The sequence below is a fragment of the Streptomyces fractus genome (assembly GCF_049844455.1).
Taxonomy (GTDB): domain Bacteria; phylum Actinomycetota; class Actinomycetes; order Streptomycetales; family Streptomycetaceae; genus Streptomyces; species Streptomyces fractus.
On the sequence record NZ_JBMYHI010000002.1, the window covers coordinates 6026386 to 6040852 of the forward strand.

The 14467-nt window shown below is 69.7% G+C and carries 11 protein-coding genes; 10 read left to right on the forward strand and 1 reads right to left on the reverse strand.

Annotated elements, in window-relative coordinates; translation table 11 throughout:
• Positions 1-95 precede the first annotated feature (95 nt).
• Together ACP4E5_RS29240 and ACP4E5_RS29245 are read left to right on the forward strand one after the other, a co-directional pair.
• Complete coding sequence (locus tag ACP4E5_RS29240; protein WP_425833779.1) at positions 96-2720, forward strand: valine--tRNA ligase; 2625 nt, start codon at positions 96-98, stop codon at positions 2718-2720.
• A 186-nt stretch (positions 2721-2906) separates the two neighbouring features.
• A complete protein-coding gene (locus ACP4E5_RS29245; RefSeq protein WP_425833781.1) occupies positions 2907-4103 on the forward strand; it encodes a sensor histidine kinase in 1197 nt (398 codons plus the stop codon).
• Positions 4104-4105: 2 nt separating this feature from the next.
• On the opposite strand, the gene ACP4E5_RS29250 is transcribed toward ACP4E5_RS29245, so the two are convergent.
• Positions 4106-5113: a rod shape-determining protein gene (locus ACP4E5_RS29250; protein WP_425833783.1), complete on the reverse strand. Its 1008-nt coding sequence runs from the start codon at positions 5111-5113 to the stop codon at positions 4106-4108.
• 133 nt (positions 5114-5246) lie between these two features.
• Between ACP4E5_RS29250 and folC the strand changes: the two genes are divergently transcribed.
• The 8 genes from folC to rodA all read left to right on the forward strand — a co-directional run bounded on the left by folC (position 5247) and on the right by rodA (position 14379).
• On the forward strand, positions 5247-6785 hold the full coding sequence (gene folC / locus ACP4E5_RS29255) for a bifunctional tetrahydrofolate synthase/dihydrofolate synthase (protein WP_425833784.1): 1539 nt from the start codon (positions 5247-5249) through the stop codon (positions 6783-6785).
• 5 nt (positions 6786-6790) lie between these two features.
• A complete protein-coding gene (locus tag ACP4E5_RS29260) occupies positions 6791-7132 on the forward strand; it encodes a DUF4233 domain-containing protein (RefSeq protein ID WP_425833786.1) in 342 nt (113 codons plus the stop codon).
• A 91-nt stretch (positions 7133-7223) separates the two neighbouring features.
• A complete protein-coding gene (gene ndk, locus ACP4E5_RS29265; protein WP_425833788.1) occupies positions 7224-7637 on the forward strand; it encodes a nucleoside-diphosphate kinase in 414 nt (137 codons plus the stop codon).
• A gap of 380 nt (positions 7638-8017) precedes the next feature.
• Entirely contained in the window at positions 8018-9037 is a 1020-nt protein-coding gene (locus ACP4E5_RS29270; protein ID WP_266719674.1) for a rod shape-determining protein, read from the forward strand.
• Positions 9038-9190: 153 nt separating this feature from the next.
• Complete coding sequence (gene mreC / locus ACP4E5_RS29275; RefSeq protein ID WP_425833791.1) at positions 9191-10183, forward strand: rod shape-determining protein MreC; 993 nt, start codon at positions 9191-9193, stop codon at positions 10181-10183.
• An 18-nt stretch (positions 10184-10201) separates the two neighbouring features.
• Complete coding sequence (gene mreD / locus ACP4E5_RS29280; RefSeq protein ID WP_425833793.1) at positions 10202-10882, forward strand: rod shape-determining protein MreD; 681 nt, start codon at positions 10202-10204, stop codon at positions 10880-10882.
• 104 nt (positions 10883-10986) lie between these two features.
• The gene (mrdA, locus tag ACP4E5_RS29285; RefSeq protein WP_425833795.1) at positions 10987-13179 is read left to right on the forward strand and encodes a penicillin-binding protein 2; all 2193 of its coding nucleotides are present in this window, start codon (positions 10987-10989) and stop codon (positions 13177-13179) included.
• Between the two features lie 3 nt (positions 13180-13182).
• The gene (gene rodA, locus ACP4E5_RS29290; protein WP_425833797.1) at positions 13183-14379 is read left to right on the forward strand and encodes a rod shape-determining protein RodA; all 1197 of its coding nucleotides are present in this window, start codon (positions 13183-13185) and stop codon (positions 14377-14379) included.
• Positions 14380-14467: the final 88 nt, after the last annotated feature.

Sequence of the window (14467 nt, forward strand, 5' to 3'; positions counted from 1 at the left end):
GCTTATGTGCTGCTGACATCCTGGCGTACGTGGGTGCGATCCGGTCCATCGGATTCGGTTTCAGTACGAGCTTGTGACCCCTCTAAACTGGCTGCGTGACCGAGAACTCTCAGCAGCAGACGCCAGCGCCCACCTCCGAACTGCCGACCCAGTACGCGCCGGCCGAAGTAGAGGGGCCGCTGTACGAGCGCTGGGTAGAGCGCGGTTACTTCGACGCCGACCCCAAGAGCGACAAGCCTCCGTACACGATCGTCATCCCGCCGCCGAACGTCACGGGCTCCCTGCACCTTGGCCACGCGTTCGAGCACACGCTCATCGACGCCCTCACGCGCCGCAAGCGCATGCAGGGCTACGAGACGCTGTGGCAGCCCGGCATGGACCACGCCGGCATCGCCACGCAGAACGTGGTGGAGCGCGAGCTCGCCAAGGAGGGCCTGTCCCGTCACGACCTGGGCCGTGAGGCGTTCGTCGAGCGCGTGTGGCAGTGGAAGGCCGAGTCCGGCGGCCAGATCGCCGGCCAGATGCGCCGCTTGGGCAACGGTGTGGCGTGGAGCCGCGACCGCTTCACGATGGACGAGGGGCTGTCCCGCGCGGTCCAGACCGTCTTCAAGAAGATGTTCGACGACGGCCTGATCTACCGCGCCGAGCGCATCAGCAACTGGTGCCCGCGCTGTCTGACGGCGATCTCGGACATCGAGGTGGACTACCAGGACGACGACGGCGAGCTCGTCTCCATGAAGTACGGCGAGGGCGAGGACACCATCGTCGTCGCGACCACCCGCGCCGAGACGATGCTGGGCGACACCGCGGTCGCCGTGCACCCGGACGACGAGCGGTACGCGCACCTGGTCGGCAAGCGGATCAAGCTGCCGCTGACCGGGCGCACGATCCCCGTCGTCGCGGACACCCACGTCGACCCGGAGTTCGGCACCGGCGCCGTCAAGGTCACGCCCGCGCACGACCCGAACGACTTCGCGATCGGCCAGCGCCACGACCTGGAGGCGCTGGAGGTCCTGGACGAGCGCGGTGTCATCACCGCCCACGGTCCCTTCGAGGGGCTCGACCGTTTCGAGGCGCGCTCCGCGATCGTCGCCGCGCTGCGGGCCGAGGGCCGGATCGTCGCCGAGAAGCGGCCGTACGTGCACTCGGTCGGGCACTGCTCGCGGTGCAAGACGACGCTGGAGCCGCGGCTCTCGCTCCAGTGGTGGGTGAAGGTCGAGACGCTCGCCAAGGCCGCCGGCGACGCGGTCCGCGACGGCCGGGTGAACATCCACCCCGCCGACCTGTCGCAGCGCTACTTCGACTGGGTCGACAACCTCAACGACTGGTGCATCTCGCGTCAGCTGTGGTGGGGCCACCGCATCCCCGTCTGGCACGGTCCGAACGGCGAGACCGTGTGCGTCGGCCCCGACGAGCAGCCGCCGAGCGGCGAGGGCTGGCACCAGGACACCGACGTCCTGGACACCTGGTTCTCGTCCGGCCTGTGGCCCTTCTCCACGCTGGGCTGGCCGGAGCAGACCGAGGACCTGGCCAAGTTCTATCCGAACTCTGCGCTGGTCACCGGCTACGACCTGATGTTCTTCTGGGTCGCCCGGATGATGATGTTCGGCCTGTACGCGATGGACGGCGAGGTCCCCTTCAAGACCATCGCCTTCCACGGCATGGTCCGTGACGAGCACGGCAAGAAGATGTCGAAGTCCTTCGGCAACGCGGTCAACCCGCTGGACTGGATGGACACCTACGGCTCCGACGCGCTGCGGTTCACGCTCGCCCGCGGCGCCAACCCCGGTATCGACGTCCCGATCGGCGAGGACTGGGTCCAGGCGTCCCGCAACTTCGCCAACAAGATCTGGAACGCGACGCGCTTCGCGCTCATGAACGGCGCGACCGTCGAGGGCCCGCTGCCGGAGCCGTCCGAGATGACGGCGACGGACCGCTGGATCCTGTCGCGGCTGAACAAGACGGTCGCCGAGGTCGACGCGTTCTACGACGACTACCAGTTCGCGAAGCTCTCCGACGCGCTGTACCACTTCGCGTGGGACGAGGTCTTCGACTGGTACGTCGAGCTGTCGAAGACGACGTTCATGGCGGGCGGCGAGCCGGCGAAGGTGTCGGGCCGGGTCCTCGGCGAGGTCCTGGACGTCATGCTGCGCCTCCTCCACCCGGTCGTCCCGTTCGTCACGGAGACGCTGTGGACGACGCTCACGGGCGGCGAATCGCTCGTGATCACCGACTGGCCCACCGACAGCGGCTTCCGCGACGAGGCCGCCGAGCAGGAGATCGCGACGCTCCAGCAGGTCGTCACCGAGGTCCGCCGCTTCAAGGGCGACCAGGGCCTCAAGGCGGGCCAGCGCGTCCCGGCCCGCCTGACCCTGGACGGCACGGCGCTCGCCGCGCACGAGCCGGCGATCCGCCAGCTGCTCAAGCTGCAGCCGGAGGGCGAGGGCTTCACCGCCACCGCCACGCTGCCGGTCGCGGGCGCCGAGGTGGCGCTCGACCTGTCCGGCGCGATCGACGTGGCGGCCGAGCGCAAGCGCCTCGCCAAGGACCTCGCCGCCGCGGAGAAGGACAAGGCGCAGTCCGAGGGCAAGCTGGGCAACGAGGCGTTCCTCGCCAAGGCCCCGGACCACGTGGTCGACAAGATCAAGGGCCGCCTCGCCAAGGCGGACGAGGACATCGCCCGCATCCAGGCCCAGCTGGACCGCCTGCCGCAGGCCTGACCGTACGCGTCGAGGGCCCCCGGAACCGCAGGGTTCCGGGGGCCCTCGCGCGTTCGACGGTCAGTATCAGCACGGGCGGATCGCTTGCGGCGCCACAACGCCCGAAACCGCACAAGATGCCCTTAAGTGGTGGACCAAGGTAAGAAAGTGTCTGTACCGGGTGCATTCACGGGGAGATGGGGCTCCATGCGCGACGAGGCCGACGGGACGGCGACCGCCGCCGCGGCGGCGACCGTCACGGGCCGTCGCCTCGGCCGGCTCTGGTCGCGCCTGGAGCGCTGGCGCGGCACCCCGCACGCCCTCGACCTCGTCACGGCCGCCGGCTGCTTCGCCCTGATGGGCCTGGACATCCCCGGCCTGGCCAAGGCGGACAACGCGCTCAACGGGACGTCAGCCACGCTCGTGCTCGCCCTCGGCGCCGCGACGCTGCTGCTGCGCCGGCGCGAGCCGTGGGGGCCCTGGCTGTCGTTCGCCGTCGGGATGGTCTTCCTCGGCTGGCTGCACGATGTGACCCTGATCCAGTTCGCCCTGTACTCCGTGGCCCGCTACCGGGGCCGGAACTCCGGCATCCTCGCCTGCTGCGGATACCTCGTCTGGGCCTGCGCCGGCTTCGCGCTCTTCGAATGGCCCGCGTACCGGGGCGGCGAGCGCGTCAGCCAGTTCCTCGCCCTCGTCGTGCCCATAGGGGTGCTCGCCACCGGCGTCGGCATCGCCGCGCGCCGCATCGACCTCGTCCGCGCCCTGGAGGCCAAGGGCGCCGAGACCGCGCTGCTCCAGGCCGTGCAGCAGGAGCGCTCCGACGTCGCCGGAGACGTGCACGACTTCGTGGGCCGCGAGCTGACGATGCTGTCGGTGCGGGCGGAGGTGCTGTCGCGGCGGGCCCGCGGCGAGCACTGGGAGCAGGACTTCGACGAGCTGTCCGAGACGGCGCGGCGGGCGCACCTGCTGCTCAACGAGATCGTCGTGCGTCGCGGCAGCGGGGGCGGCGCCCCTACCCCGGGCCTGGAGGCGCTGCCCCGGCTCGCCGAGGAGAGCGCGGCGGCCGGCAACGAGATCGCCGTCGACGTGGACGCCGCCGCCCTCGCCCAGTCACCACTGCGCCAGGCCGCGGTCTACCGCGTCGTACAGGAGTGCCTCACGAACGCCGCGAAACACGCTCCCGGCCAGCCGGTGACCGTGACGGTGGCCGTCGCGGCGAACCGCCTCCGCGTCACGGTCACGAATCCCCTGCCGACGGTCGCCCCGGCCCTGGCCCCGGTCTCGGCGGGCACGGGCACGGCGGGCATGGAGGAACGGGTTCTCTCCCTGGGCGGCACGTTCAGCGCGGGCCGACGAGAGCCCGATACGTACGAGGTGGAAGCGACCTTCCCGGCAAGAACGTAGGGCTACGCCGCCATCATCCGCTGCAAGCCGTCGAAGTCGTCCACGCACTTCCCGCAGCCCAGAGCGACGGAGTCCAGCGGGTCGTCCGCTACGAACACCGGAATCCCCGTGCCGGAGGCGATCCGCAGGTCGAGACCGGGCAGCAGCGCACCCCCGCCCGTCAGCACGATCCCGTGCTCCATCACGTCCCCCGACAGCTCCGGCGGGCATTCCTCCAGCGTCGCCTTCACCGCGGCGATGACCGCCTCCACGGGTTCGTCGAGCGCGGCCCGCACCTCACGCACCGTCAGCTCGAGCGTCTTCGGGAGGCCCACCACCTTCTCCCGCCCCCGCACGGTGAACGCCCGCATCTCGAACGCGTCCTCGCCGGGCACCGGCCACGCCGAGCCGATCGCGACCTTGATGTCCTCGGCCGTGCGCTCGCCGATGAGGAGGCCGTGCTCCTTGCGCACGTAGTCCGTGATCGCCTCGTCGAACCGGTCGCCACCGACCCGCAGCGACTGCGAAGTGACCACGCCGCCCAGCGAGATGACGGCCACCTCGCTCGTGCCGCCGCCGATGTCGACGACCATCGACCCGCGCGGATCCGCGACCGGGAGCCCCGCCCCGATCGCCGCCGCCATCGGTTCCTCGATCAGGTGCACGGTCTTCGCCCCGGCCCGCTGCGCCGCGTGCACGATGGCCCGCCGCTCCACGGGCGTGACGCCGCTCGGCACGCACACCACCATGCGCGTACGGGGCCGCCGCCCCGGCACCGCCTTGCGGACGAAGTGCCGGATCATCGCCTCGGCCGCCTCGTAGTCGCTGATCACGCCGTCGCGCAGCGGCCGGATCGCGGTGATCGACCCGGGCGTGCGCCCGATGGTCTCCTTCGCCTCGCTGCCCACGGCGAGCACTTCGCCGCGCCCGCCGGCCTTCACGGCGACGACCGAGGGTTCGTTCAGCACGATCCCCTGACCGCGCACGTAGAGGAGGGTGTTGGCGGTGCCGAGATCGATGCCTATGTCCATGATCAGCAAGTTTGCCGGGCGGAATTCCGTTCCGGAGGGACCAAGGTCCCGAAACGGACAGGTCCAAAGTCCTGAACCGGGACGCCGGGTGGTGTGCGGCGCGCTGTCGGTGGACCTCCGTAGACTGGCGTGCGTGAGTGACCTCCCCCCGCGCGACAGCAGCGACCACGGCTCCCCCGACAACCCCGACGCCGCCGACCAGTTCGAAGAGATCGTCGGTGAAGAGACCACCCGCGACCCCGACCTCGCGGTGATCGAGGCGGGCAGCCGCACGCTGCGCGCCCAGTCGGCCCCGCCGCAGGGCGACGGCATCCCGGGCCGCCCGCAGGACCCCGAGGTCGAGAAGGCGCTGCGGGTGGTGGAGGCGGAGCTCGCCACGCGCTGGGGTGAGACGAAGCTGGAGCCGTCCGTCGACCGCATCGCCGCGCTGATGGACGTGCTCGGCGAGCCGCAGCGCGCGTACCCCTCGATCCACATCACGGGCACGAACGGCAAGACGTCCACGGCCCGCATGATCGAGGCCCTGCTCACGGCCTTCGACCTGCGCACCGGCCGGTACACCTCGCCGCACGTCCAGTCGATCACCGAGCGGATCAGCCTGGACGGCGCCCCGATCGACCACGAGCGCTTCATCGAGACGTACGACGACATCAAGCCGTACGTCGAAATGGTCGACTCGCGGCAGGAGTACCGCCTCTCGTTCTTCGAGGTGCTGACCGGCATGGCCTACGCGGCCTTCGCCGACGCGCCGGTGGACGTGGCGGTCGTCGAGGTCGGCATGGGCGGCAGCTGGGACGCGACGAACGTGATCGACGGTTCGGTCGCGGTCATCACCCCCATCGACCTCGACCACACCGACCGGCTCGGTGAGACGCCCGGCGAGATCGCGGGCGAGAAGTCCGGGATCATCAAGCAGGACGCCTCCGTGATCATGGCGCAGCAGCCGGTGGACGCGGCGCAGGTGATCCTCAAGAAGGCCGTGGAGACGGACGCGACCGTGGCCCGCGAGGGCCTGGAGTTCGGCGTCGTCCGCCGCGAGGTCGCCGTCGGCGGACAGCTGGTGACGCTGCGCGGGCTCGGCGGTGAGTACGAGGACATCTTCCTGCCGCTGCACGGCGCGCACCAGGCGCACAACGCGGCGGTGGCGCTCTCCGCCGTCGAGGCGTTCTTCGGCATCGGCTCGCAGCACGCGCGCCCGCTCGACATCGACACCATCCGCACCGCGTTCGCCTCGGCCACGTCGCCGGGCCGCCTGGAGGTCGTGCGCCGCTCGCCGACGGTCGTGCTCGACGCCGCGCACAACCCGGCGGGCGCCCGCGTCACCGCCGAGGCGATCGGCGAGGTCTTCGACTTCAGCCGCCTCATCGGCGTCGTCGGCGCCAGCGGCGACAAGAACGTACGAGGGCTCCTGGAGGCCTTCGAGCCGATCTTCGCGGAGGTCGTCGTCACGCAGAATTCCAGCCACCGCGCCATGGACGCCGACGAATTGGCGGGCATCGCGGTGGAGGTCTTCGGCGACGAGCGCGTCCAGGTCGAACCGCGCCTCGACGACGCGCTCGAGGCCGCGATCACGCTCGCCGAGGAGGAGGGCGAGTACGCGGGCGGGGGAGTGCTCGTCACCGGTTCCGTGATCACGGTCGGCGAGGCCCGGCTGCTCCTCGGGAAGGGCTGATCGCCGTGCGTATTCTCTGTTCCTCGACCCTGCTCGCCGAGTTCTTCGTCATCGGCTTCGCCGGGCTCGTCGCCATGAAGGACCCCGACCTGTCGGCCGGCCTGGTGTGGACGGTGAGCGGCATCGCGATGGTGCTCAGCGTGCTGCTGTGCGGCATGGTGACGCGGCCCGGCGGCGTGCAGCTCGGCTGGGCGCTGCAGATCGCCCTGGTCATCAGCGGTTTCTTCGTGCCGGTCATGTTCTTCCTCGGCGCCTGCTTCGCGGGCCTGTGGTGGGCCTCGGTCCACTTCGGCCGCAAGGTCGACGAGGCGAAGGCCCGCTGGGCGGCGCAGGCCGAGCAGGCCTGAGCCCGGCGGGGCCGCCCGCCTGCGGCCGTGATGGTCACGCCCTGTAACCTCGGGCGTCACCGCACATCCAGGCCCACAAGGAGTCCCGCGAATGACCCAGCGCACGCTCGTCCTGCTCAAGCCCGATGCCGTCCGCCGCGGCCTGATCGGCGAGATCATCGGCCGCATCGAGCGCAAGGCCGGCTGGACGATCAGCGCGCTCGAACTGCGCAGCCTGAGCCAGGAGACGCTGGAGGCGCACTACGGCGAGCACAAGGGCAAGCCGTTCTACGAGCCGCTGGTCGACTTCATGTCCTCCGGCCCGGTCGTCGCCCTGGTCGTCGAGGGCGAGCGCGTGATCGAGGGCGTACGCCAGCTGGCCGGTCCGACGGACCCGATCGCCGCGGGCCCCGGTTCGATCCGTGGCGACTTCGGCACCATTGTTCGCGAGAATCTGATCCACGCCTCCGACTCCGAGGAGTCCTCGGCGCGCGAGCTGAAGCTTTTCTTCCCCGATTTCGCGTAACCCGTCGGCTGTCCGGAGTTCTCGTATTCCGGACTTCGGCCCACTCGCGTGAGACACCCGGTGTCCGCTCCATGAGACCGGCGAGTTCGTTTTCTGATGCCGCGTCAGTCACGGAGCGCCACTGACCAGGAGCGGCCCGAGAATTCGGGCCGCTCTTTTGCATATGCGGCCCGATCGGGGGAACGCACTCCTCCGTCGGGACGTCCCCATTAGCGGGGCGGGGACTCCCATGCTGACAATGGCGAAGACCCTCGCGCCGTGATCGTGCAGGCGAGACTACGATGGAGCCTCCACGCCACACCGCGTCCACCTCTCGCCTACCTGACAAGCCATCAAACGCTCCACTTGGGAAGGCCAGACGAATCCTGATGGGGAACTCAATGTCGTTCATCGGCCGTGACATGGCTGTCGACCTCGGGACCGCCAACACGCTGGTGTACGTCAGGGGTCGAGGGATCGTGCTCAATGAGCCGTCCGTGGTCGCCATCAACACCAACACCGGCGGCATTCTCGCGGTCGGCGCCGAAGCCAAGAAGATGATCGGGCGCACGCCGGGCAACATCGTGGCCGTCCGCCCGCTGAAGGACGGCGTGATCGCCGACTTCGAGATCACCGAGCGCATGCTCCGCTACTTCATCCTGAAGGTGCACAAGCGGCGCTACCTCGCCCGGCCCCGTGTCGTCGTCTGTGTGCCGTCCGGCATCACCGGCGTCGAGCGCCGCGCGGTCATCGAGGCCTCCTCGCAGGCCGGTGCCCGCCAGGTGCACATCATCGAGGAGCCCATGGCCGCGGCCATCGGCTCCGGCCTCCCGGTCCACGAGGCCACGGGCAACATGGTGGTGGACATCGGCGGCGGCACCACGGAGGTCGCGGTGATCTCGCTCGGCGGAATCGTCACGGCGCAGTCCATCCGCGTCGCGGGCGACGAGCTGGACAACGCGATCATCCAGCACATCAAGAAGGAGTACTCGCTCCTCCTCGGTGAGCGCACCGCCGAACAGATCAAGATCACGATCGGCTCCGCGTACGACCTCGACTCCGACGAACACACCGAGATCCGCGGCCGTGACCTCGTGTCAGGGCTGCCCAAGACCGTCGTCATCTCGGCGGCGGAAGTCCGCAAGGCGATCGAGGAACCGGTCAACGCGATCGTCGACGCCGTGAAGACCACCCTCGACAAGTGCCCGCCCGAGCTGTCCGGTGACGTAATGGACCGCGGCATCGTTCTCACCGGTGGCGGCGCCCTGCTGCGCGGCCTCGACGAACGGCTGCGCCGCGAGACCGGCATGCCGATCCACATCGCCGAGGACCCGCTCGACAGCGTGGCGCTCGGTTCCGGAAAGTGCGTCGAGGAGTTCGAGGCGCTTCAGCAGGTCCTTGACGCCTCGCCGCGCAGATGATGTGAAGTGAAAACGTCCGCCGTACGAGTGCCTGCCACTTCGTGCGGCGGATCGTTGATATATAGGCAAGGCATAAGAAATCCTCCGTAGCATCGCCCGGCACGGCCGGGCGCCGCTCGACGCAAACGACAGAGGAAGGCACGGCCGCCGCACGTGAGGGACACACGAGAGAGCCGGCTGCTCCTGGTGCTGCTGATCGCCATCGCGTTCGCGCTGATCACGGTGGACATCCGCGGCGGCGAGGACTCGCCGGTCGACGGTGCCCGGCACGCCGCCGCCACGGTCTTCGGCCCTGTGGAGAACGGGGTGTCGGGTGCGGTCGACCCGATCGGCAACGCCATAAGCGCGGTCCGCGACTCCGACAAGCGGCACAACCGCATCGGTCAACTGGAGCACGAGAACGCCGCGTTGAAGGCCAAGCTCGGCAGCGGCGACCGCAACCGCAGCAAGGTCCGCCAGCTCGACTCCATGCTGAAGACGGCGGGCGCGGGCCAGTACGGCATCAAGGGCGCCCAGGTCATCGCCATCGGCTCGGCGCAGGGCTTCTCCTGGACCGTGACCATCGACGCCGGCGCCAACGACGGCATCCAGCGCGACATGACGGTGCTCAACGGCGACGGTCTCGTCGGCCGTGTGACCACCGTCGGCCCGAACACGTCCACCGTGCTGCTCGCCAACGACCCCGACTTCACCGTCGGCACCCGCATGGAGAAGAGCGACGAGCTCGGCTTCGCCTCCGGGCAGGGCGACCGCCCGCTGCGCGTCCAGCTCCTCAACGGCAAGGCCAAGGTGAGCAAGGGCGAGCGGCTCGTCACCTTCGGCTCGCAGGCCGACAAGCCGTTCGTGCCCGGCGTCCCGGTCGGCCGCGTCGTCCGCGTCGACCCCTCCGGCGGCGACCTGACCCGCACCGTCTACGTGAAGCCGTACGTCGGCTTCACCAAGCTCGACATCGTCGGTGTCGTCGTGCAGGCCCCGCGCACCGACCCGAGGGACACGGTGCTGCCGAAGAAACCCGCCAAGCCCAAGCCGACGCCCACGGTGACCGTGACGGCCACCCCGGACGCGAACGGCAACGGCAACGGTGACGGCAATGGCCAGAACGCAGCCGACAACAACGCCGCAGACAACAACGCAGACCAGCAGTAGCAGGAGGAGCAAGGAATCATGCGCTTCAACCGGATGCTGCTCTCCACGGTCCTTGTCGTCGTGGCCCTCGTCCTCCAGGTCTGTGTCCTGGCCCGGCTGCAACTGCCCGGCGCCGTCCCCGACGTGATGCTCCTGACCGTCCTCGGCCTGGCCCTCGTCTACGGGCACGTGGGCGGCGCCTTCGTCGGCTTCGGCGCGGGACTGCTCGCCGACCTCGCCCCGCCCGCCGACCACGCCGCGGGCCGCTACGCCCTCGTGCTCTGCGTCATCGGCTACCTCGCGGGCCTCGCCAAGCCCGAGAACGGCCAGCTGCGTTCGGCGGCGGGCCCCATGCTCGTGGTCGTCGGCGCCGCCATCGGCACGACCCTGCTGTACGCGGGTGTGGGCGCGCTCGTCGGTGACACCGCCGCCCGCGACGTCGGCCTCGGCAGCCTCATCTTCACCGCGGCGCTCTACGACCTGCTGCTCGCCCCGTTCGTCGTCCCCGGAGTCATGGCGCTCGCCAGACGCGCCGAGAACGATCCGCTGGGCGAGTCCTCCGGCGGCTCCGCCAAGGCCGCCGACGTCTCCTCCGGCTGGCTCTCCGGCGGCGGCACGGGCCTGAGCATCGGCGGCCAGCGCGGCGGCGGCCTGCGCATGAGGTCGGTCAAGGCGCGCGCCTCCCGCGCGGGCCGCATCAAGGGGGTCAAGCGCCTGTGAGCGCACGGCAGTTGACCGACGACACCGCAGGCACGCACAGCTTCGGCGTGTACACCTACTCGTACTCGTACACGTCCTCGTACTGAGAGGGGGAGCACGCCACCGTGACCAATATCCCCGAGACGGGCCGCACGCCTCGCGTCCAGATCCGCCTCATCATTCTCCAGATCCTCGTCCTCTCCCTCCTGCTCACCCTCGGCGGCCGCCTCTGGTACCTCCAGATCCGCAACGGCGACGAGTACGCCAAGGAGGCCTCCGGGAACCACGTCCAGCAGGTCGTCACGCCCGCCACCCGCGGCTCCATCCTCGACGCCCGCGGCATCCCGCTCGCCGACAACGAGACGCGGCTCGTCGTCTCCGCCTCCCGCACCGACCTGATGAAGATGGACGACGACGGCAAGGCCGTCCTCACCAAGCTCGCCAAGGTCCTCGGTCTCGCGCCCAAGACCGTCCAGGAGAAGGTCCGGCTCTGCGACGCCAAGACGAAGCAGCCCTGCTGGAACGGCTCGCCGTACCAGCCGATCCCGATCACCGACGAGGCCACGCCCAAGCAGGCCCTGCAGATCCGCGAGCGCAGCGAGGACTTCCCCGGCATCACCGCCGAGCCCACCGCCGTGCGCCGCTACGCGGGACCCGGAGGCTCCAACACCGCGCAGGTCCTCGGCTATCTCTCCCCGGTCACCGACGCGGAGATCGAGAAGGCCAAGAACTCCGACTCGCCGTACCTGCGCTCCGACCAGGTCGGCCGCAGCGGCCTGGAGCGCACGTACGACAAGGACCTGCGCGGCAAGGCCGGCGTCACCCGCTACGAGGTCGACAACCTGGGCCGCGTCATCGGCCGCGCCGAGAGCGACAAGGCCGAGCCCGGAGCGAACGTCGTCACGTCGATAGACGCCCGCGTGCAGTCCGTCGCCGAGAAGGAGCTGGACGCGGCGATGAAGGCCGCCCGGCACGAGTTCGACAAGAACACGGGCACCAACTACAAGGCCGACGCCGGCTCCGTCGTCGTGATGGAGGCCAAGACCGGCCGCGTCGTCGCCATGGCATCCAACCCGACGTACGACCCGAACGCCTGGGTCGGCGGCATCTCCGGCAAGGACTACGCCAAGCTCACCGGCAAGAAGTCCAACTACCCGCTGCTCAACCGGGCGATCCAGGGCCAGTCGGCGCCCGGCTCGATCTTCAAGGTCATCTCAAGCACCGCGGCGGTCAACGCCGGCTACCCGTTCAACGGCCGCTACCCGTGCACCAGCTCGTACTCGATCGGCAGCCAGGTCTTCAAGAACTTCGAGTCGGAGAACTTCGGCCCGATCAGCCTCGGCCGCGCCCTCGAGGTCTCCTGCGACACCGTCTTCTACGGCATCGCCCACAAGGAGTGGCAGAAGCTCGGCGGCATCCACCCCAAGGGCGGCGTCAACACCGACGACTCCTTCTTCAAGACGGCCCACCAGTTCGGCCTCGGCAAGGAGACCGGCATCGACCTCCCCAACGAGGTCAACGGCCGGGTGCCCGACCGGAAGTGGAAGCAGCAGTACTGGAAGGCCAACAAGGACGCCTGGTGCAAGGGCGGCAAGAAGGACGGCTCCTACGTCGAGCGCCTCAACTGGGAGAACTGCCGCCAGGGCAACGTGATGCGCGCCGGTGACGAGGTCAACTACTCCATCGGCCAGGGCGACACGCTCGTCACCCCCATCCAGATGGCCAGGATCTACGGCGCCATCTCCAACGGCGGCACCCTCTACCAGCCCTCGGTCGGCAAGGCCGTGATCAGCCCCGACGGCAAGCAGGTCAACGAGATCGCGCCGAAGGCGCAGGGCAAGCTGCCGATGACGAAGCAGACGCAGCGTCACATCGACCAGGCCCTCGCGGGCGTGGCGACCCGGGGCACCGCCGCCTGGCGCTTCGGCGGCTGGCCGCAGAACAAGATCCCGATGCACGCCAAGACCGGTACCGCGGAGGTCTACGGCAAGCAGACGACCTCCTGGTTCGCGACGTACACGAAGGACTACTCGGTCGTCATGACGATCTCCCAGGGCGGTACGGGTTCCGGAGCCTCGGGCCCCGCCGTCCGCAAGATCTACGACGCGCTCTACGGCGTCGACAACAAGGGCGGCATCAACAAGAAGAAGGCGCTGCTGCCCACTCCGGAGAAGAGCCTGCCGAAGATCCAGAAGGACGGTTCGATCGACGCCCCGGAGATCAAGCCGTTCCGACCGGGCAAGGACACGACGCCCGCCCAGCAGGAGTTGGCGGCGGCGCTGCCCACCTCCTCGGGCGCCAACGGCAGGAGGGACTGACCGGTGACCGGTAACGGATTCTCCGTCTCCGGCTACGGGCCGCAGCGTTCCACCATGACGCGGCTCATGGCCCGCGACTCGATGGTGCGCAGGCTCGACTGGCCGATGCTGTTCTCGGCGATCGCGCTGTCCTTCATCGGCGCCGCGCTCGTCTACTCGGCGACGCGCAACAGGACCGAACTCAACCAGGGCGACCCGTACTACTTCCTGTTCCGGCACCTGATGAACACCGGCATCGGCGTCGCGCTGATGGCGGGGACGATCTGGCTCGGGCACCGCACGCTGCGCACGGCGGTGCCGATCCTGTACGGGATCTCCGTCTTCCTGATTCTGCTCGTCCTGACCCCGCTCGGCGCGACCGTGAACGGGGCACACGCCTGGATCGTCGTCGGCGGCGGGTTCTCGTTGCAGCCCTCCGAGTTCGTGAAGATCACGATCATCCTGGGCATGGCGATGATCCTCGCGACCCGCGTCGACGCGGGCGACCGCGAACACCCCGACCACCGCACGGTGTTGCAGGCCCTCGGCCTCGCCGCGGTCCCGATGCTGATCGTCATGCTGATGCCGGACCTCGGGTCCGTCATGGTGATGGTGATGATCGTGCTCGGCGTGCTGCTCGCGTCGGGCGCCTCGAACCGGTGGGTGCTCGGCCTCATCGGCGTGGGCGCGGCGGGCGCGGTGGCGGTGTGGAAGCTCGGCGTCCTGGACGAGTACCAGATCGCCCGCTTCGCGGCCTTTGCCAACCCGGCGCTCGACCCGGCGGGCGTCGGCTACAACACCAACCAGGCGCGCATCGCGATCGGTTCGGGCGGGCTCTCCGGCGCGGGCCTCTTCCACGGCTCGCAGACCACGGGCCAGTTCGTGCCGGAGCAGCAGACGGACTTCGTGTTCACGGTGGCCGGTGAGGAACTCGGCTTCCTGGGCGCGGGCCTGATCCTGCTGCTGCTCGGCGTGCTGCTGTGGCGCGCGTGCAAGATCGCGCGCGGCACGAGCGAGCTGTACGGCACGATCGTGGCGGCCGGCATCATCGCCTGGTTCGCCTTCCAGGCCTTCGAGAACGTCGGCATGACACTGGGCATCATGCCGGTGGCGGGCCTCCCGCTCCCGTTCGTGTCGTACGGCGGTTCGTCGATGTTCGCGGTGTGGGTGGCGGTGGGCCTACTGCAATCGATCAAGGTCCAGCGCCCGATGTCGGCGTGAGCCGGCAATATCAAGCCCCGCCGGCGCTTGAGGCGCGGGGTCCGGGGCGGAGCCCCGAGGCCTGGGCGGCGGGTGCCGCCGGCGGCCG

What these genes read in the sequence shown, in the direction of transcription:
- ACP4E5_RS29245 (WP_425833781.1), top strand. Translation starts at nt 2,907, where the DNA reads ATGCGCGACGAGGCCGACGGGACGGCGACCGCCGCCGCGGCGGCGACC.
- ndk (WP_425833788.1), top strand. Translation starts at nt 7,224, where the DNA reads ATGACCCAGCGCACGCTCGTCCTGCTCAAGCCCGATGCCGTCCGCCGC.
- ACP4E5_RS29250 (WP_425833783.1), bottom strand. Translation starts at nt 5,113, where the DNA reads ATGGACATAGGCATCGATCTCGGCACCGCCAACACCCTCCTCTACGTG.
- mreD (WP_425833793.1), top strand. Translation starts at nt 10,202, where the DNA reads ATGCGCTTCAACCGGATGCTGCTCTCCACGGTCCTTGTCGTCGTGGCC.
- ACP4E5_RS29270 (WP_266719674.1), top strand. Translation starts at nt 8,018, where the DNA reads ATGTCGTTCATCGGCCGTGACATGGCTGTCGACCTCGGGACCGCCAAC.